The sequence below is a fragment of the Butyrivibrio sp. AE3009 genome (genome assembly GCF_000420845.1).
Taxonomy (GTDB): domain Bacteria; phylum Bacillota; class Clostridia; order Lachnospirales; family Lachnospiraceae; genus Butyrivibrio.
The window spans coordinates 27,782-45,987 of the sequence record NZ_ATVS01000020.1; the positions used below are offsets into that span (position 1 = coordinate 27,782).

The 18,206-nt window shown below is 46.2% G+C and carries 17 protein-coding genes; 16 read left to right on the forward strand and 1 reads right to left on the reverse strand.

Annotation, left to right across the window (positions count from 1 at the left end; genetic code table 11):
• Positions 1 to 17: 17 nt before the first annotated feature.
• From G588_RS0111300 to G588_RS0111315, 4 genes are read left to right on the forward strand one after another with little or no spacing between them, the layout of a single operon-like run.
• Positions 18 to 3,146 carry a glycoside hydrolase family 2 TIM barrel-domain containing protein gene (locus G588_RS0111300; protein ID WP_022778849.1) on the forward strand — a complete coding sequence of 1,043 codons (3,129 nt, stop codon included), beginning with the start codon at positions 18 to 20 and terminating at the stop codon, positions 3,144 to 3,146.
• A gap of 11 nt (positions 3,147 to 3,157) precedes the next feature.
• Entirely contained in the window at positions 3,158 to 3,652 is a 495-nt protein-coding gene (locus G588_RS0111305; protein ID WP_022778850.1) for a hypothetical protein, read from the forward strand.
• Positions 3,653 to 3,681: 29 nt separating this feature from the next.
• Entirely contained in the window at positions 3,682 to 4,320 is a 639-nt protein-coding gene (locus G588_RS0111310; protein WP_022778851.1) for a lactate utilization protein, read from the forward strand.
• Between the two features lie 12 nt (positions 4,321 to 4,332).
• Positions 4,333 to 5,115, forward strand: coding sequence for a histidine phosphatase family protein (locus G588_RS0111315; RefSeq protein ID WP_022778852.1), 783 nt, complete (start codon positions 4,333 to 4,335; stop codon positions 5,113 to 5,115).
• 50 nt (positions 5,116 to 5,165) lie between these two features.
• Here the strand turns inward: G588_RS0111315 and G588_RS0111320 are convergent, their stop codons facing one another.
• Positions 5,166 to 6,860: a M3 family oligoendopeptidase gene (locus G588_RS0111320; RefSeq protein ID WP_022778853.1), complete on the reverse strand. Its 1,695-nt coding sequence runs from the start codon at positions 6,858 to 6,860 to the stop codon at positions 5,166 to 5,168.
• A gap of 383 nt (positions 6,861 to 7,243) precedes the next feature.
• Here G588_RS0111320 and G588_RS0111325 point away from each other — a divergent pair, with 383 nt between their 5' ends.
• The 12 genes from G588_RS0111325 (at position 7,244) to G588_RS0111390 (ending at position 18,056) form a co-directional block, all read left to right on the forward strand.
• The gene (locus tag G588_RS0111325; protein WP_022778854.1) at positions 7,244 to 7,846 is read left to right on the forward strand and encodes an AAA family ATPase; all 603 of its coding nucleotides are present in this window, start codon (positions 7,244 to 7,246) and stop codon (positions 7,844 to 7,846) included.
• 188 nt (positions 7,847 to 8,034) lie between these two features.
• Positions 8,035 to 8,562, forward strand: a complete 528-nt coding sequence (locus G588_RS21580) for a GNAT family N-acetyltransferase (protein WP_022778855.1) — start codon at positions 8,035 to 8,037, stop codon at positions 8,560 to 8,562.
• 147 nt (positions 8,563 to 8,709) lie between these two features.
• Positions 8,710 to 8,928 (forward strand): hypothetical protein, encoded by a 219-nt coding sequence (locus tag G588_RS0111335; RefSeq protein ID WP_022778856.1) that lies wholly within the window; start codon positions 8,710 to 8,712, stop codon positions 8,926 to 8,928.
• Between the two features lie 186 nt (positions 8,929 to 9,114).
• On the forward strand, positions 9,115 to 9,645 hold the full coding sequence (locus G588_RS0111340; RefSeq protein WP_022778858.1) for a hypothetical protein: 531 nt from the start codon (positions 9,115 to 9,117) through the stop codon (positions 9,643 to 9,645).
• Between the two features lie 583 nt (positions 9,646 to 10,228).
• On the forward strand, positions 10,229 to 11,782 hold the full coding sequence (locus G588_RS0111345; RefSeq protein ID WP_022778859.1) for an ATP-binding cassette domain-containing protein: 1,554 nt from the start codon (positions 10,229 to 10,231) through the stop codon (positions 11,780 to 11,782).
• Between the two features lie 468 nt (positions 11,783 to 12,250).
• The gene (locus G588_RS20020) at positions 12,251 to 12,760 is read left to right on the forward strand and encodes a GNAT family N-acetyltransferase (RefSeq protein WP_022778862.1); all 510 of its coding nucleotides are present in this window, start codon (positions 12,251 to 12,253) and stop codon (positions 12,758 to 12,760) included.
• Positions 12,761 to 12,762: 2 nt separating this feature from the next.
• Positions 12,763 to 13,215: a GNAT family N-acetyltransferase gene (locus tag G588_RS0111365; protein WP_022778863.1), complete on the forward strand. Its 453-nt coding sequence runs from the start codon at positions 12,763 to 12,765 to the stop codon at positions 13,213 to 13,215.
• A gap of 79 nt (positions 13,216 to 13,294) precedes the next feature.
• Positions 13,295 to 14,062, forward strand: a complete 768-nt coding sequence (locus G588_RS20025) for a hypothetical protein (protein WP_022778864.1) — start codon at positions 13,295 to 13,297, stop codon at positions 14,060 to 14,062.
• Between the two features lie 42 nt (positions 14,063 to 14,104).
• A complete protein-coding gene (locus G588_RS0111375) occupies positions 14,105 to 15,007 on the forward strand; it encodes a radical SAM protein (RefSeq protein WP_022778865.1) in 903 nt (300 codons plus the stop codon).
• 24 nt (positions 15,008 to 15,031) lie between these two features.
• Positions 15,032 to 16,285, forward strand: coding sequence for a coproporphyrinogen-III oxidase family protein (locus G588_RS0111380; RefSeq protein ID WP_022778866.1), 1,254 nt, complete (start codon positions 15,032 to 15,034; stop codon positions 16,283 to 16,285).
• Positions 16,286 to 16,445: 160 nt separating this feature from the next.
• Positions 16,446 to 17,564, forward strand: a complete 1,119-nt coding sequence (locus G588_RS21585) for a helix-turn-helix domain-containing protein (RefSeq protein WP_022778867.1) — start codon at positions 16,446 to 16,448, stop codon at positions 17,562 to 17,564.
• Positions 17,565 to 17,567: 3 nt separating this feature from the next.
• On the forward strand, positions 17,568 to 18,056 hold the full coding sequence (locus G588_RS0111390) for a GNAT family N-acetyltransferase (RefSeq protein ID WP_022778868.1): 489 nt from the start codon (positions 17,568 to 17,570) through the stop codon (positions 18,054 to 18,056).
• The last annotated feature ends 150 nt before the right edge of the window (positions 18,057 to 18,206 follow it).

An 18,206-nucleotide genomic window follows, 5' to 3' on the forward strand; every position in this document is an offset into this window, starting at 1 on the left:
TTGCGGAGGGTTACAACATGAAGAATTTTACTTTTGATATGGTGAAGGATCCTGAGATTTTCAAGGATAATGTGCTTCCTCAGACAGCCGATTTTGTGGCTTATCAGAACGAGGAAGAGATTGAGGGAAGGGTTTCTTCACTCAGGCTGTCACTTAACGGACTGTGGAAGTTCCATTATGCCAGGAATTACCGATCGGTTATTCCGGGCTTTGAAAAAGAGGATTATGACTGCAGTTATTTTGATGATATAAGAGTTCCTGCCCATATTCAGATGGAAGGGTATGATATTCCCGCTTACATCAATATCCAGTATCCCTGGGATGGACACGAGGATATCGAGCTGGGACAGGTGCCGGAGGAGTTCAATCCGGTGGGCAGCTATGTGAAGTATTTTAACCTTCCCGCAGATTGGGAGGGGCAGCAGGTTCACATTGTTTTTGACGGCGTTGAGAGCGGATATGCTCTGTGGCTTAACGGACAGTATGTGGGCTACAGCGAGGATACTTTTACTCCTTCAGAGTTTGATCTTACAGGTTTGCTAAGGAGCGGCGTCAACAAGCTGGCGGTGCAGGTGTTTAAATGGACCAGCGGCAGCTGGTTTGAGGACCAGGATTTCTTCAGATTCTCAGGTATCTACAGAAATGTATATCTGAAGCTCGTGCCTGCCACACATCTTGAGGACTTCAAGGTTCGTACTCCTTTAAATGACGATTTTACCAAGGCTGAGCTGGAGGTTACTCTTAGGACAACGGGATCCGGCTCTGTTGATTATATTCTTTACCGCAATAATCATCCCATGATAAAGGGAAGTGCAGAGCTTGCCGGAAACGGCGGTGATGGCCCTAGTGTATCCCTTAATGTTGTAAGGGAAGAGGTGCTGCAGCCCCAGCTCTGGAGTGCTGAGGATCCGCAGCTCTATCAGCTTCTTTTGAAGGTTAAGGATTCTGAGGGAGAGGTTCTGGAGGTTGTCAGACAGAATGTGGGCTTCAGGAAGTTCGAGATGAAGGACGGACTGATGCTTCTTAACGGCAAGCGCATTGTGTTCAAGGGTGTCAACAGACACGAATTCTCCTGTGAGACCGGAAGAGTTGTTTCTAATGAGGAGACCCTTCTTGATATCATTACCATGAAGAAGAACAATATCAATGCTATCAGAACCAGCCATTATCAGAATTCAGCTTATATATACGAACTCTGCGATATCTACGGTCTGTACATGATCGCCGAGAACAATATGGAGACCCACGGAACCTGGTCCTTGTACGGAGATGAGGGTGCCCACGGCAAGCGCCTTCCGGGCAGCAGAGAGAACTGCATGGAGCATCTTCTGGACAGGATCAATTCCACCTATCAGCTGGATAAGAACCATCCGTCAGTGCTGATCTGGTCCATCGGTAATGAGTCCCATGGCGGCAAAGTGCCCTATGAGATGAGTCAGCTCTTTAGAAAGCTCGATCCCGACAGACTGGTTCACTACGAGGGAATCTGTCACGACAGAACCTATAACGATACCAGCGATATGGAAAGTCAGATGTATCCTTCGGTTGCCAGCATTGAGAAGTTCCTTAAGGAGCATGATGACAAGCCTTATATCTGCTGTGAGTACACCCATGCAATGGCCAACTCCTGCGGAGGCATGTTCAAATACACGGATCTGGCTGAGAGAGAGCCAAGATACCAGGGCGGATTTATCTGGGATTATGTGGACCAGTCAATTCGTGAGAAGAACCGCTTCGGAGAGGATTATCAGGCCTACGGCGGAGACCACGGCGAGAGACCCTGTGATTATAATTTCAGCGGCAACGGTATAGTTGACGGTGAGAGAAGACCCTATGCGAAGATGCAGGAGGTTAAGTTCAACTACCAGAACATCCGCGTATATGTGGAGAGCGACAAGGTTAAGGTCGTTAACAATTCTCTTTTTACCAATACCGGTGAATTCGATTGCTTCGTAACATTATACAAGGACGGAGTTAAGCTCCTTGAGAAGCACATGGCTACTTCGGTAGAGCCACTTAGTGAGGGCGAGTATGAGCTGCCCGATGCCATTATCGAGAAGATGGCAGTGGTGGGCTTTGGGCCTTTTGATGAAAATGGACCTTTCCCTCTTGATGAGTATGTGATAAATGTGTCCTTCAGGTTAAGGGATGATACTTTGTGGGCTCAGAGGGGCCATGAAGTTGCCTTCGGTGAGGGTGTGTTCAGGAAGTCAGCATCCACCTTTGTGACCTGTGCACCGGTTAAGTTTACTCAGGGACTGTATAACTACGGAGTTAAGGGCAATCATTTTGAGGTTCTCTTTAACAGAGATCAGGGAAATATCACATCCTACAGATATGCCGGCAGAGAGCTTATCAGGGAGATGCCAAGAGCAAACTTCTGGAGAGCACCTGTTGATAACGACAACGGCAACAGAATGCCCCAGAGATATGCACAGTGGAAGCTGGCAAGCTCCTATGCTATTGCGGCTCCTATCATTGAGGAGAGCACAGGCTATGCCAACGGTACAGAGGACCAGGGCAGGTATCCTGTTGTGGATGTTAAGGAAAACAGCGTGAGCCTTACCTTCAAGCACTATCTTCCTACAGTTCCGGCTTCTTCAGTGCTTCTAACCTACACGGTCACAGGGGATGGAAGAGTCTGGATAAAAGAGGAATATGAAGGCGTCAAGGGTCTCAGCCCCATGCCTGAGTTTGGTATGCTCTTTAAATTTGATGCTGATTTTGACAGGGTTGAGTACTACGGCAAGGGCCCTGCAGAGAACTATATAGACAGAAACCGCGGAGCAAAGCTTGGAATCTACCGCGACAAGGTAGAGGACATGATGGAGCACTATCTTGTGCCTCAGGAGACCGGCAACAGGACCGGAGTAAGATGGGCCAAGATCCTAAACAACAAGGGAAGAGGACTGCTATTCGAAGCTCCCGATACCATGAATTTCAGCGCATTGCCTTACACTCCGGGAGAGCTGGAGGAGGCAAGACATCCTTACGAGCTGCCCCGCTACTGCAAGACAGTGGTACGCTGCAGCCTGTGCCAGATGGGTATCGCCGGAGATGACAGCTGGGGAGCCAAGACACATCCCGAGTTCCTTATTCCAAGTGATGAGAAGCTGACATTTACCATGAGTTTCAAGGGAATCTGAGGAGGTAAACCATGGAAGAGACTATGAAGAAGATTGCAATGGGAATGAGCATCAGAATGGGCCTGGTCATGAGCTTTTGCATGTCATTGTTAGGAAATCTTATAGGCATGAAAAATTCCGGAAAGTTCTCCATAGTTGGATTTTTGCTGAGCTTTGTGATAAGTACTGTTATCAGCTTTGCCATTGGATTTCTGATTCCCATGGGCAAACTGGGAGCAGGGGCCTGCAGAAGATATAAACTGCAGCGGGGATCACTTCCCGCAAGACTCCTAGAGAGCCTTATATCCAATTGCATTTATACTCCCATAATGACTCTTGTTATGGTTATTCTGGCCTACAGAAACGCCATGAGACAGAGCGGCGGCATGGCGAAGATAAGCTTTTTGCCCATGTTCCTCAGTTCACTTGTGATCTGCTTTATTGTGGGCTATGTAATTATTTTCATTATTCAGCCGCTCTTTATGAAGCAGCTGATGAAGAAATATGGGGTGAATCCCAAAGGATAAACATGTTGTGAAAGGTAGGAGGGATAGGCATGAACGAGAACATTACCAAGAGAAATGAACTGCTGGCACAAAAGACAATCGAGGGGCTTAAGTCCAGAAATATGACAGGCTACTACGCAGCCACCAAAGAGGAGGCTCTTAAGATAGCACTGGAGATCATTCCTGAGGGCAGCAGCGTTACCATGGGCGGAGCCATGAGTGCTCATGAGATTGGCCTTGTGGAGGCAATCAAAAACGGCAATTACAATTTCATCGACAGAGATAAGGCTAAGACTCCCGAGGAGAAGAGAGCCGCAATGCTGGCAGGCTACGATGCCGATTTCTTCCTTTCCAGCTGCAATGCCATGACAGATGACGGTATTCTTGTAAATATCGATGGTAATTCCAACCGCGTGTCCATGATCTGCCAGGGACCCAAGAAGGTTATTTTCATCGTGGGAATGAACAAGGTCTGCGGCGATCTTGACGGAGCCATGAAGAGAGCCCGCAACGTTGCAGCTCCGATAAATGCCCAGAGATTCGGCCTTGCAACTCCCTGCGCCAAGACCGGAAAATGCATGGACTGCAAATCTCCCGACACGATCTGCTGTCAGTTTCTGACAACCCGCTATTCAAGACATGCGGACAGAATACATGTCATTCTTGTAAATGATAATCTTGGATTTTGATGGAGCTGACCTATGAGGATACTTTTCATACGCCATGGGGACCCTGACTATGTCAACGACACACTTACTGAGCAGGGGAAAATTGAGGCAAGACTTCTTGCGGATATGATCAACGATCTTGGAATCGATGAAGCCTATGTATCTCCCCTCGGAAGAGCTGTGGATACTGCGGAGTATTCACTTAGGGCGCTTGGAAAAAAGGCGACGACTCTGGACTGGCTCAGGGAATTCCCCGCAGAGGTGGATCCCAATACTTCTGAAGTTGCAAGGAAAGCCTATGCCACAGAGTTGTGGACAGATGAAGAGACGGGAAAGTACAAAAAGCGCATAATCTGGGATGTTTTGCCATCATATTTTGGTCAGCACCCGGAGCTTTTTGATGTGAATGCCTTCATGGACTCGGAGTTGGTAAAAGAGAGCGACATGAAGGAGAAGTATGAATATGTCATCAGCTCTTTTGATCGTTTTCTGGCTGATAACGGATATGTGAGGGATGGAAGCGTATATAGAGTTGAGAAAGGAAACAGCAAGACTATTGCGTTTTTCTGCCACTTTGGAATTACGGCAGTTCTTCTGTCAAGACTGTGGAATGTGTCACCCTTTGTGACTTTGCAGTCCCTGGCAACGGCGCCTACGTCCGTTACCGAGGTGGTGACCGAAGAGAGGCAGAAGGGCATTGCAACCTTCCGCACTCTCAGGGTCGGTGACCTGACCCACTTAATCAGCGCCGGTGTGGAACCTTCTTTTTCCGGAAGATTCTGCGAGCGTTATGAGAACGAAGACCAGCGGCACTAATCGGAAAAAAGGCCTGTCCCCATGTGGCAACGGGGGCAGGCTCATTTTGTTTAGACAGTGTAACGCTTGGACAGCTCCTCAATTACATGAGCTGTACTCTTTTCAACTGTGCCGGCATCGAAGGGACTTAAGAGATTTCCGATTTTCAGAAGCTCTAAGTATCCTTTGGTTCCGCCGGCGCGGCAAAGACGAAGATAATCCTCCCAGGCCTTCTGTCTATCCTCTTTCATGCGGCCATAGTACTGGAACGCACAGATCTGTGACATGGCATATTCGATGTAGTAGAAAGGATAGAGGAAGATGTGTTGTTTCTGCATCCAGAAACCACCGGCCTCCAGGAATTCATTTCCGTCATAATCACGCCAGGGCATGTATTTCTGCTCAATCTCATGCCAGGTTCTCTTCCAGTCAGCGGCTGAGTATTCAGGATGCGCATAAACTTCGTGCTGGAATTCATCAACACTAACCAGATAAGGAATTGTGCAGAGGGCTCCAAGCAGATGTGAAGTAACATACTTCTCTGTATTTTCCTCAAAGAACAGCTCCATCCAAGGGTAAGCGAAGTGTTCCATTGACATGGAATGAATCTCGTTTATCTCTGCTGTTGAGCCTCTAAGTGCATCTACATCAATGGATCTCAGTGCGAGATATCCCTGGAATGCATGACCTGCCTCATGGGTAAGAACGTCCACATCCGCTGAGGTTCCGTTGAAATTGCTGAAGATGAAAGGAGCCTTGAAAAGGGACATAGAGGTCATATAGCCGCCCATGTGCTTACCGGGTCTCGTCTCCAGATCAAAGAGCTCATATTTTTTCATGAAATCAAAGAATTCACCTGTCTCGGCGCTCATCTCTGTGTACATCTTCTGAGCCTTATCAATAAGCTCCTGTGTGGTTCCGATCGGTGTAGCATTTCCATCGGGGAAAATAAGCTCTTCATCATAGTAATAAAGCTTATCAACGCCGAGTTTTTCCTGCTGGATCTTGCGCAGCTTAGCAACCGCCGGAGTGATTATCTCTCTGACCTGCTCACGGAATTTGGCCGCATCTTCTGCTTTATAATCGAAACGGTTTCTATTGACGTAAGCCATCTCAGTATAGTTGTTAAATCCCATTTTCAGAGCCATCTCGTTACGGAGCTTAACCAGCTCTGCGTACTGTGCCTCAAGCTCAGGGCTTATTTTTTCATAGAGGGCAGCCCAGGCTTCGAAGGCTTCCTTGCGCTCTGCGCGGTCTGTGCTCTGCATGTGCTTAAGAAGTCCATAGAAATTACATTCTTCACCTCTAAAGTTAGTTGTAGCACCGGCTGCTGTTTTACTGTATTCCTGGCTGACCTGTTCGCAGCGAATGGTCTCGGGAATGATCTTCTCATCGCTTGTAAGTAGAGAAGCGTCCAGCTTCCTAAGGAGCTGTGCACCGAACTCTTCCTCAAACTGCGGTCTGAACTGAGAGCTTGTCAGTGCTTTTGCCAAAGCATTGTACTGGGGAATAGTCCCGGCAAATGCCTCCTGAAGCCATTGGAGTTCATTGTCATAAAACTCATCCTTCATGTTGATGGTGTTGCGGATATGAGCCACAGTATACATGGTTTCATCGGCCTGTTCGCGCTCCTGCAGAGCAAAATAGGCGTCTTTGACCTCCTGATAGCTCTTGGCATCACGAATCTTGGCGGCAGTATCTTCTACAGCTCTTTTAAGCGCCTCAACATCTGGACGCTTATATTCGATTTCACTAAATTTCTTCATATATAACCGACCTCCTTAAATTGTTCACAATTGAATTATATATAAAAGCCCCAAAAAGCGCAATGGATGACATGGGGATGGTTCTTTTGTCACTTTAGTGAAAATTTTTCTGTAAAAAAAGATGTTGACATGGTATTGTCAGACAGATATACTTACAACTAATAATTTTCAGAAAGGATTACGAGATGGAAAGATTGTATCCCGTCACTAAATGCATGATGCTCGTGGTCGATTCCGTGAATACTATTCAGGGGACTGTTTTTGATATGCATGATGAGGACGAGATTATATGCAAGGCGTAGTCTAAGTTTATAATCTATATAGAGATTTTGAAGCCTCATCAAGGGAAAACCTGGTGAGGCTTTTTTGTGATAGGAGGATATATGGCAAACTTAATTGTGGTATGCGGACCCCAGGCGGTGGGGAAGATGACTGTGGCGGAGAGCTTAAGGGATAAACTCAGATACAACATGATGATGAATCACGACAGCATCGAGGTTTCGGATAGGATATTTGGATTTGGGACTCCGGCCCAGCGAGAGTTTAACAGCTATTTCAGGGAAAAGGCCTTTGAACTGGCAGTGAAGCATGATGTAGACCTGATCTTTACGTATGTTGCCGCTTTTGATCTGCAGGAAGAGCATGATTATCTTCATTCTTTGGAAAAAATGTTTGAGGAGGCGGGAGGTCATTTCTACTTTGTGGAACTAAGTGCCACCCTGGAGGAGAGGCTTGCGAGAAATGAAACGCCACATCGAATGGAGAAGAAAGCTTCCAAGAAGGATGTGGAATGGAGCAGGGCTAATCTTTTGGAGGATGCTAAGAAGTATAGATTGAACACTAATGAGGATGAAGTGCTTTTTGAGCATCACCTTAAGATTGATAATACAGAACTATTGCCAGATGAAGTGGCGGATAGAGTTATTGCAGAATTTGGGCTGGTGGCGAATGTGAAGGAAGAGAAGGAATATAGATTTGGAGCGTAAGTAATAGGACGGATGCGAGTCAATGGGGACGGTTTTATACCAATGGGGACGGTTCTCTATGGTATAGTTTTCGTCAATACAAAATTTTGCATATTATTACATGCACAAAACTATACCATAAAGAACCGTCCCCATTGGTATAAAACCGTCCCCAATATACATAGGATAAAAACAAGGAGGAATGAAGAATGAAAGTAATGATTGAAACAGAAAGATTAGTGTTAAGACCCTTGGTACCGGAGGATTATGAGGCAGTATACAAGTGGGGGTCCGATCCGATTGTAAATGAATACATGATATATCCACTTTATAAATGCGCAGAAGATGTAAAGGCCTGGCTTGAGGGGCGGGATGATGACAATCCGGATAGTTATGACCTTGGCATAGAGCTGAAGGAAACCGGGGAGCTCATCGGTAGTGGCGGTTTTGTTTACCATCCTGAAAGAGATGCCTGGGAAGTAGGCTACAACATCAGAAGAGACCAGTGGGGCAAGGGCTATGTTCCTGAAGCTATGCAGGGAATACTTGATCACATCAAGGAGCACAGAACAGTCCGCGCCATCGAAGGAACCTTTGCAAAAGAGAATCACAAGAGCCAGCGCGTAATGGAGAAGCTCGGCATGCACTACCTGGAGGACACCGAATTCCGGAAACTCGACGGCAGCAGGAAGTATGATGCAAAGACCTTTATCAGAGAGTTCTGGAACTGCCATTAAGAAGGTGCCGTCCCCATCCCCGGAGTCCCGGGATCTCAAGGCACCCTCCGAAAATGCTTGTTGTCATCTGTGCTGTGCTTTTTTTTAGGGTCAGTAAGCAGAAACGCCTCATATCGACTTCACTCAGAACAATCTAAGGAGAATAGAATGAGTATAGAAATTAAGAAGATGGAAACTGATGATGAATTCAAGGGGAAGGCCTATGTTCACTGGAAAGGCTGGCAGGAAGCTTATACCGGGATTGTGGATCAGGGATATCTTGATGGACTTACTTTGGAGAAGTGTGGCTTTAGATCAGATGGGACGGAAAAAGAGATTGAACTAGGAGCGCAAATCATTGAAATAAGAATGGTCAGGAAACGGTGATGAGTCAGGACGAACCGTCCCCGTGCCATACATTCCCCCAAAAAGCAAATTAACTCCCTGCATTTTCCTAACTCAGAAATGTATTTTCAATTTTAAAACCTTTAAAATTGAAGAAAAAAATATGCCTGAGAATCATGAGGCTATAGTCAAAGGAATACAGTGGAGAAAGGAAGGCTTCAGCAACAAATGAAAAAGCAGTCCCCCAAAAAATATCTGGCACTAGCAGTCATCTTCATCGTCTTTGCCATAACCGTTGTCCATCAGCTTACAGCCATGGCAAGTCGTGCTAAATCACCCGAAGAAATAAAAGCATATATTACAGATAATAATGATGCCTTAACCGCTTTTGCCAAAGACTTATATGATACTCAGAGTCAAGAACTGATTATCTACGATTCGCCAAAAGAATTACCTAAATCTTCCAAAAAAATCTGCAACCCCTTCGCTGATTCAAGAATCCTTTATATATCAGTGGAAAAAGGTGTTCATCCGGAAGGCGACAGAGTATTCTTTATTCTGAAAGACAGACCTGATGATAAGCGCTATTACAACAGTGGTTTCTATTACTCTCCTACAGGTACAATATCTGATCTATACGGAAATGCCAAGGAGGGTGACTATTTTGAACACGATGGGGGTCAAACCGGAGAGCGCTCCCGCTACAGAACCGAAAAGATCTGCGACAACTGGTATTATTTTGAAGAAGCAGTATGGTAAAGAAGAACCGTCCCTCTGTCATAATCGTGCTCGTCCCCATCCCCGGAGTCCCGGTATCTCAAGGTACACTTCGGAAATGTGCAGTTCTTGATCGAGGCAGATGTTTTTCAAGGTGAAGGAAGACGAAAATGACGATTGCTCTGAGCGAAGTCGATATGAGGCATTTTCGTCTTACTGAGCCTTAGAAAAACACGACGCAGATGACAACAAGCATTTTCGGAGGGTGCCTTGAGATACCGGGGCTCCGGGGATGGGGACGGGCACTTGTCTTATCACCCCCTCTTGACTCGTATCTATGTCAGTGTTAGTATGAAAAGGGTTTGAAAATATAAAGAAAGAGCGCTATGCGTTTAGGTGAAGGAATGATTATTAGATAATTTAGCTTGAGTGAACACGATATTTGTTTTATTAGCTGCTATTGCGGCTGTTTTGTGTACGCTTAATCTGGATTATCATGCATTCGAAACCTAAATTGCTTAGTCTGAATATAGAGACTGGGTATATCAGCAGGTCTATTTGTGTGAGTCTATTTTGCGTATGCATTATAGGCTTATTTTTTTGCAGCACAGTAGGAGGGTAGTGAATGTTACAAGTAAAAAACCTCACAATAACACATCGTAAGGACCTGCGGATCATTCTGGAGAATTTCAGTATGGTGCTGAATGATGGGGACAAAGCGGTGATCATCGGAGAAGAGGGGAACGGCAAGTCCACTCTTATGAAATGGATATATGATCCGGAGATGGCTGAAGAATACACGGAGTGCGAAGGGGAAAGAGTGATGGCCGGGGAAATGCCGGGGTATCTGCCCCAGGAGCTGCCGGAAGCTGATAAGGAGAAGACTTTGTACGAGTATTTCTCGGAGGCGCAGCTGTTTTTTGACAAGGAGCCAAAGGAACTGGCTCGGATGGCAGCGGAGTTTCAGGTGGCCACGGACTTTTTTTACAGTGACCAGAAAATGGGAAGTCTCTCCGGCGGAGAAAAGGTAAAGGCGCAGCTGATGCGGCTTCTGATGGATAATCCCACAGTGCTGCTTCTGGACGAGCCGTCCAACGACATTGATATCAGCACGTTGGAGCTATTGGAGAAGCTGATAAATAACTGGAAGCACATTGTTTTGTTCATATCCCATGACGAGACGCTGATCGAGAACACAGCCAATGTGGTGATTCATATTGAGCAGATCATGAGAAAGACTAAGAGCAGATACACCATCGTAAAGGATAATTATCAGAACTATATAAAGAACAGGGCTGCAAATTTTGAGAGGCAGGAGCAGCAGGCTCTGAACGATAGGCGTGATAAGAAGCTCCGCGACGAGAAGTACAGAAGGCTGATGCAGAGCGTAAACAGGGCCCAGACCACCATTGGTAGCGTTGATACCGGACATATCGGTGATCCCATGCAGGCTGCAAGGAATCTCAAGGACAAGATGCATACTGTAAAGGCCATGGGCAGACGTTTTGAAAAAGAAGATGAGAACATGACGGAGAGGCCGGAGCAGGAGGAAGCTATTTTCTTTAAGCTTGGAGATAAGAACGCGGGAATGCCTGCGGGAAAAACGGTTATTGAGTATTCCCTGGATAAGCTGACGACGCCGGATGGTTCCAAGGTTCTTTCCAAAGATATTTTTCTTAGAGTCAGGGGGCCGGAGAAAATCTGCATTGTGGGTACCAATGGTGTGGGAAAGACGACGCTTTTGAAGAAGATGGCGGAGGAGATGCTAAGTAGGAGCGACATCAGAGCTCAGTATATGCCGCAGAACTACGAGGAGCTGCTGGACCTGGATGTGACGCCCGTGGAATTCCTTGACGACACCGGGGATAAAGCGGTGCGAACCCGCATCAGAACTTATCTTGGGTCGCTGAAATATACCGCAGATGAGATGGATCACCCCATAAGGGAGTTGTCCGGCGGGCAGAAGGCGAAGGTGCTGCTTCTTAAGATGAGTCTGTCCGATGCGAATGTGCTTATACTGGATGAGCCCACGAGAAACTTTTCGCCACTGTCGGGACCGGTCATAAGGAAGATGATAGCCTCTTTTCCCGGAGCAGTTATCAGTATCTCCCACGACCGCAAGTACATCGAGGAAGTCTGCACCAAGACCTACACGCTGACCGAAGATGGCCTGAAGTGATATGGAGGGCCGGTCGCCTATCCCCGGAGGTCCGGCATCTCAAGGCACACTTCGGAAATGCTTGTTGTCATCTGTGTTGTGTTTTTCTAAGGCTCAGTAAGATGAAAATACCTCATATCGACTTCGCTCAAAGAAATCGGTGTTTTCATCTTCCTTCGCCTTGAAAAACATCGCCTCGATCAAGAACTGCGCATTTTCGAATGATGCCTTGAGATACCGGACCTCCGGGGATGGGCTCGGAATCATGAAATACTTAGAGCGGCTCGGAAGCATGAAACACTCCAAGGATGAGTTAAGAATTATGGAGCACTTTTTGGAAGCGAATCATGAAACACTTAGGGATGGGCTCGGAATCAAGAAGCAATCCGGGGGGAACGTGGGATTTTGAAATTATCAGGGATGTACTTGGACGTTTGAAACAATAGAGCGAGATGGGGGATAGAATCTTAAAAAATGGAGGAATAAAGTATGAGAGAAAATATTAGAGTAGTACCTTTTGAGATGAAATATATTGAGGATTATCATAAGAATTTTAATGAGGAAATCACAAAGTATCAGTGGCCGGATCCCTTTGAGAACCTTGAGGATGCAAGAGCGCTGCTGCAGGAGTTTCTTGATGAGATGGAAAAGGGGGAGACGCTTATTTTTGCAGTGGTGGATGATGCTGACAGATTTATTGGAAGTACAGAGATTCATGGGCTGACCGACGATTGTAACGAGCTTGGAGTTTGGATTATTGAATCTGAGCAGGGAAAGGGCTATGCATATGAAGCGCTGAAGTACACTTTGGATCAGGCCTATGAAAAGTATGGAAAGACTGAGTTTTTCTACGAAGCAGATATTAGAAATGAAGGCAGTAATAAATTGCTGAAGAAATTCTCAGATAGTTATGAGATTACTGAACTTGAGACAGAGGAGCTTGTGACGGATTCTGGAAAAGAGCTGAAGCTTCGAGGAAATGTACTGAAGAGGAGATAAAAATGAGCGAATATACATATATCAATTTAAGACAAAGACCTGAGATTAGTAAGGCAGCAGCTAACTGGTTTCATGAGAAGTGGGGAGTGCCCACCGAGGCTTATCAGGAGTGCATTGATGCCTATCTGAATGGGACCACAGAATATGGCTGGTATCTGTGTCTTGATGGAGACAAGATTGTAAGCGGACTGGGGGTAATCGAGAACGATTTCCATGATAGAAAAGACCTTTCGCCTAATGTATGTGCGGTTTACACAGAGGAAGATTACCGCTGTCAGGGAATAAGCGGCTATCTCTTGAACATGGTAGTAGACGATATGAAGTCAAAGGGTATTACACCTATTTACCTGGTGACCGATCACACCGGATTCTACGAGAAATACGGCTGGGAGTTCTTCTGTATGGCCCAGGGCGACGGAGAGCCTGAACCCACAAGACTGTATATACATAGATGACAACAAATATTTACGGAGGGTGCCTTGAGCCACCGGGCCTCCGGGGATGAGCTCGGGATATAGAAAAGGAGGAATGATCTTGAATTACTTTATAGAGGGATTACAGGGAAGTGGAAAGAGTACACTTGTTAGACGGCTGTCTGAGAAGTATGCGGATCATAAAGCAATCTGCGAGGGGGAGTATTCTCCGGTGGAGCTGGCTTGGTGCGCTTATGTGAGCAGGCAGCAGTATGAGGAAATTTTGGATAAGTATAGTGAGATTCGAAGCGAGATAAAGGAGAAGAGCTTCGAAGAAGGCGACCACAGGGTTATCTGCTACACCAAGATAATCACTGATATTCCGGGATTTCACAAGGATCTTGAGCAGTATGAGATTTACAATGGACGAATTGATTTTGACAGCTTTAAGAAGATAGTGTTAGAGCGATTTCGCAGGTGGGATACAGATAACAACATTTTTGAGTGTTCTCTTTTCCAGAATATAGTTGAAGATATGATTTTGTTTAGGAACTTCAGTGATGAGCAGATTCTGGACTTTTACAAGGAAGTGAAAGAGGCGCTGGAGGGTAGGGACTATCAGATCATGTATCTGGAGACTCCGGATATCGCGGCGAACATTGATGTTATTAGAAAAGAGCGTTCCGATGATAAGGGAAATGAGATGTGGTACCCTTTAATGATCGGCTATTTTGACAATTCACCTTATGCTCTTGCGAGAAATAAGTCCGGGCACGAGGCAATGCTTGAGCATTTGGGGCACAGGCAGGAGCTGGAGCTTAGGATATGCCGGGAAATCTTTGATGGAAAGTTCACTTTATTGAAATCAAAGGACTATAGTTTGCTATAATATGATGTCAGGGCATCTTATTATGTAAATTGGGAGTGAAGTATGAAAGCATCAGCGTTTTGGCCGCTTATGCGGTTTGGGGTAAGAACTGTTTTATTTAAGAAGAAGGATCCCATCCTTGGGACCGTTATTATAACCGACAGGTGCAACCTTAAGTGCAAGCACTGCTCGGTGAACAATATCACTGCGGTGATGCATCCTTTTGAACAGATTAAAAAGGAGATGCAGCAGCTGTTTGACCTGGGAGTAAAGATACTCTTTTTCTGCGGTGGTGAGACTTTTATCTGGAGAGACGGCGACAGGACCATCAAGGATCTGGTCAGGGAAGCCAAGGCTATGGGCTTTCTGATCGTCAATGTGGTGACCAACGGAACCTTTCCGATTGACCTTCCGGAGGCGGACCTGATCCTTCTTAGCCTTGACGGAGACAGGGAGCGCCACAACGCGGTGAGGGGCGATACCTATGATACCATCATGGAGAATATCAGAAACGCAACCTCTGATAACATCTGTTTTTATATGGCTGTGAATCAGATCAACAAGGATGCGATCCGCGAGGTATGTCGCACCGCAAGGGATACTAAGAACGTCCGAGCAGTTTCCTTCAATTTCCACACACCTTATCCGGACACTCGCGACCTGGCGCTTTCCAAGGAAGATAAGAAAAAGTGCTGCGATGTGATAGCGGAGATGATGGATGAGGGGGTACCGGTCTTTAATCTTAAGAGCGCTTTTCCATATCTGATAAACAATAGTTTTCCCACGCCCTGTTATCAGTGCCTTGTAATCGAGAACGGCAAGATTTCCGTCTGCGGGCGCTGCATTGATGTACCGGGACTGTGCGAGGAGTGCGGCTACTTTTTTGTGGCGGAATACACGCTTTTGTTCAGCGGCAAGCTCAAGGTTATATTCGAGATGTTCCGAACATATTTAAAGTACGTATGATTACAAGAAGCAGGAGCACTCGCCATGAGCATTAAGACCGACCTGACAAGGATGTGGTTTACCAGAAGCCTGTCACCCTTTGTCTTTACAAATGAATATGATGAAAAGCTGGATTTCGAGGATTGCACACAGCTTGGGCTCTATGTCCATATCCCCTTTTGCAGGTCCATATGTAACTTCTGCCCCTATTGCAAGGAAATCTATAGTGAGGAGAAGCTTGACCGCTACATCGATGCGCTCATCAAAGAGATTCATATGGTGGGGAGCACATTGAGGGGAAAAAAGACTGTGACGAGCCTTTACTTCGGAGGCGGAACCCCGGCCCTTGCGGCGAGCAGAATAGGCGAGATCATTGATGCGCTGAGTGACCACTTTGAAATCACCGAAGGCATCGGACTTGAGCTTCATCCTGATAACGTAACGTCTGATATATTAAGACAGCTCAAGGCAGCAGGCGTTACCAGAATCAGCATCGGTGTTCAGAGCTTCCTTGATAAGTATGTGGGAGTGCTTGGAAGAGCGGCCGTTGATGCGAAGGCCATGAATGCAGCGCTCGCGGAGGTTCCATTTGAGACCGTATCCATGGATCTGATTTTTGCCCTTCCCGGGCAGACCATAGACGATCTGAAAGCCGATATCGATAAGGCCTTCGAGACCGGGGCCAACCATGTGGCGGTGTACCCTTTTATCGATTTTACCTTCACTTCAAGTCCTGTTAAGGCCATGGCTAAGCGAAGGAAACGAGCGCTGATGGATGCCATGACGGAGTATTTTGAGGAAAAAGGCTACTACAGGAGCTCCATCTGGACTTTTTCCACCGGTGAGGAAGCCAAGTATTCATCAATGACAAGGGAGAACTTCCTGGGCTTTGGATGCTCTGCGACCACTTTGCTGCGGGACTGCTTCAAGGTGAATACTTTTTCGACCAAGGAGTACATCGCGCGCATAGATGGAGGTAAGCTCCCGACATCCCTTACAACCCGCTTCAGGAAAAGACAGAGAATGGTCTATTACCTGTTCTGGACAGCCTACAGCACCAGAGTGGGGCTGCGGGAATTTGAAGAGTTTTTTGGCGTTCCTTTGAAAAAGATGTATGGCCTTGAGATATTCCTGGCCAAGGTCTTAGGCTACATAACAGAAGAGAATGGAATCATTACCCTGACTAAGAAAGGGGCATTTTACTTCCATTACTATGAGAACTACTATACGCTATCTTACATTGATAAGATGTGGGGGCTTATGAGAAAAGAAGCATTCCCGGATGGGATGGAGTTATAGACGAAAAATATACCAAAGAGAACCGTCCCCATTGGTATAAATCCGACAGGACATACCGTGTCCGGTGGCTAAATATGGGCATTTCTCGCTTTGTGTCGTTGTATTTGGCGGAGGACTTTTTTACACTTGGTATATCCTAAGGAAGAGGAGGAGAACACATTTGGATCAGCAAAAGTCAGGCAGATTTTTGAGAGAACTAAGGCATGAGAAACAGATGACACAACAGCAGCTGGCACAGGTTTTTAACGTGAGCACCAGATCCATTTCAAGGTGGGAGACCGGGAGCAATCTTCCGGATATATCGCTGCTGGTGGAGATCGCAGATTTCTACGGAGTTGATGTCAGAGAGATTATTGAAGGGGAGAGAAAAAGCGAGATGATGGATAAGGAAGTAAGGGAAGTGGCCACCAAGATGGCGGATTATGCCAATGAGGAAAAGAGTAAGCTCCTTCGCAGGATGCAGATCATAAGCTTCATAGGAGTTCTGGTTCTGCTACTGTCGATAGGATTACAGACGATTGGGATCGCTTCAAACAAGATAAACAAAGGAGTCCTGTTCGTTACATTTATAGCGCTGGTTATAATGTCAGTTGTTACCTTATATGTGACAGGGCTTTTGGAGAAGATTGTGAAGAACAAGAAGCTTGTACGCAGTATTAAGCTCGCGACTATTATAGGCCTGGCCGTAGCATTCTGGCGTGTTATCGTAATGACTGTTATTGTTGGAACCCTCATGGTTATGGTGGAGCTGTCGCCAATTGAAGAGTACGACGATGTTTCACATTACAACGAATATATGAACTTCTCCAACGGAGCATATCAGGAAGGCGTGGATACTCAGTGGACCAAGTGGGGCATGGATGAGACCATATGGCCTGAGAAGATCACTGACTCCATGAAGGTGGAGGATTTCAAGATGGTCTACTACAACCCCTGGGATGCCCAGTATCTGGGATACCTTGTGGTTGACTATACACCGTCAGAGTATGATGCAGAGGTAAACAGGCTGAAAGCCTATGAATCCACTGAATACACCGGCTACTACGACGTGGAAGAGGAAAAGACCTATCAGCTGCTCGCTGTAAATGCGGATTCCTACAACGGCTTTGTCTATGCGCTGACAGACGGCGAGGGCCGGATTATCTACGCTGAGCAGATCTTCTGCAATTACTTTATGGATCTTGACTATGAACAATATATGCCAAAGGAATACTTCCTTGATGGCTTCAACGCAACTACAGACAGCAAGTACTACAAAGATGTACATGGAGACAACTAACTAATGAAGGACTATAAGATTATTCTTGCCACGGAAAAAGACAGGGACGAGATCCTTGCCCTGTACGACATGCAGAAGGGCCGCGAGTTCTGCCCCTGGGATGAGGACTATCCTTCTGATCAGACCATAGATTTTGACCTGTCCAGAGATGCTCTGTATGTTCTTAAAATTGATGGCAGGATCCACGCCGCCATCTCACTGGAGGAGGATCCGGACGTGGACGCCCTTGAATGCTGGAACCCGAATCTTAATCCCTCAAGCGAGCTTGCCAGACTGGCAGTGCTTCCGGATGAGCAGAGTAGGGGCCTTGGCCGGGTAATGCTGGGGTTCGGAATGGAAGAACTGAAAAGACGCGGCTACAAGGGAATTCATTTCTTAGTTAATAAGCACAATATCAAGGCAATCCGCTGTTATGCCACCTTTGGATTCAACGTGGTTGGGGAGTGCTTTATGTACGACCAGGATTTCCTGTGCTATGAGAAGGAACTGTAATACATGACAAAAGAACCGTCCCTGTGTCATCAGGTATAATCGATTTTTATAGCGTGAGATAAATTAAACTAAATAGCCAGTTCTTTTACGGTGTTGTATATTAAAATCATCATAACACCAAAACGAACGGTACTGACTGGAAAAACCAGA

Coding starts and splice junctions, on each gene's coding strand:
- G588_RS0111300 (WP_022778849.1), top strand. CDS start 18: ATGAAGAATTTTACTTTTGATATGGTGAAGGATCCTGAGATTTTCAAG.
- G588_RS0111305 (WP_022778850.1), top strand. CDS start 3,158: ATGGAAGAGACTATGAAGAAGATTGCAATGGGAATGAGCATCAGAATG.
- G588_RS0111310 (WP_022778851.1), top strand. CDS start 3,682: ATGAACGAGAACATTACCAAGAGAAATGAACTGCTGGCACAAAAGACA.
- G588_RS0111315 (WP_022778852.1), top strand. CDS start 4,333: ATGAGGATACTTTTCATACGCCATGGGGACCCTGACTATGTCAACGAC.
- G588_RS0111320 (WP_022778853.1), bottom strand. CDS start 6,860: ATGAAGAAATTTAGTGAAATCGAATATAAGCGTCCAGATGTTGAGGCG.
- G588_RS0111325 (WP_022778854.1), top strand. CDS start 7,244: ATGGCAAACTTAATTGTGGTATGCGGACCCCAGGCGGTGGGGAAGATG.
- G588_RS21580 (WP_022778855.1), top strand. CDS start 8,035: ATGAAAGTAATGATTGAAACAGAAAGATTAGTGTTAAGACCCTTGGTA.
- G588_RS0111335 (WP_022778856.1), top strand. CDS start 8,710: ATGAGTATAGAAATTAAGAAGATGGAAACTGATGATGAATTCAAGGGG.
- G588_RS0111340 (WP_022778858.1), top strand. CDS start 9,115: ATGAAAAAGCAGTCCCCCAAAAAATATCTGGCACTAGCAGTCATCTTC.
- G588_RS0111345 (WP_022778859.1), top strand. CDS start 10,229: ATGTTACAAGTAAAAAACCTCACAATAACACATCGTAAGGACCTGCGG.
- G588_RS20020 (WP_022778862.1), top strand. CDS start 12,251: ATGAGAGAAAATATTAGAGTAGTACCTTTTGAGATGAAATATATTGAG.
- G588_RS0111365 (WP_022778863.1), top strand. CDS start 12,763: ATGAGCGAATATACATATATCAATTTAAGACAAAGACCTGAGATTAGT.
- G588_RS0111375 (WP_022778865.1), top strand. CDS start 14,105: ATGAAAGCATCAGCGTTTTGGCCGCTTATGCGGTTTGGGGTAAGAACT.
- G588_RS0111380 (WP_022778866.1), top strand. CDS start 15,032: ATGAGCATTAAGACCGACCTGACAAGGATGTGGTTTACCAGAAGCCTG.
- G588_RS0111390 (WP_022778868.1), top strand. CDS start 17,568: ATGAAGGACTATAAGATTATTCTTGCCACGGAAAAAGACAGGGACGAG.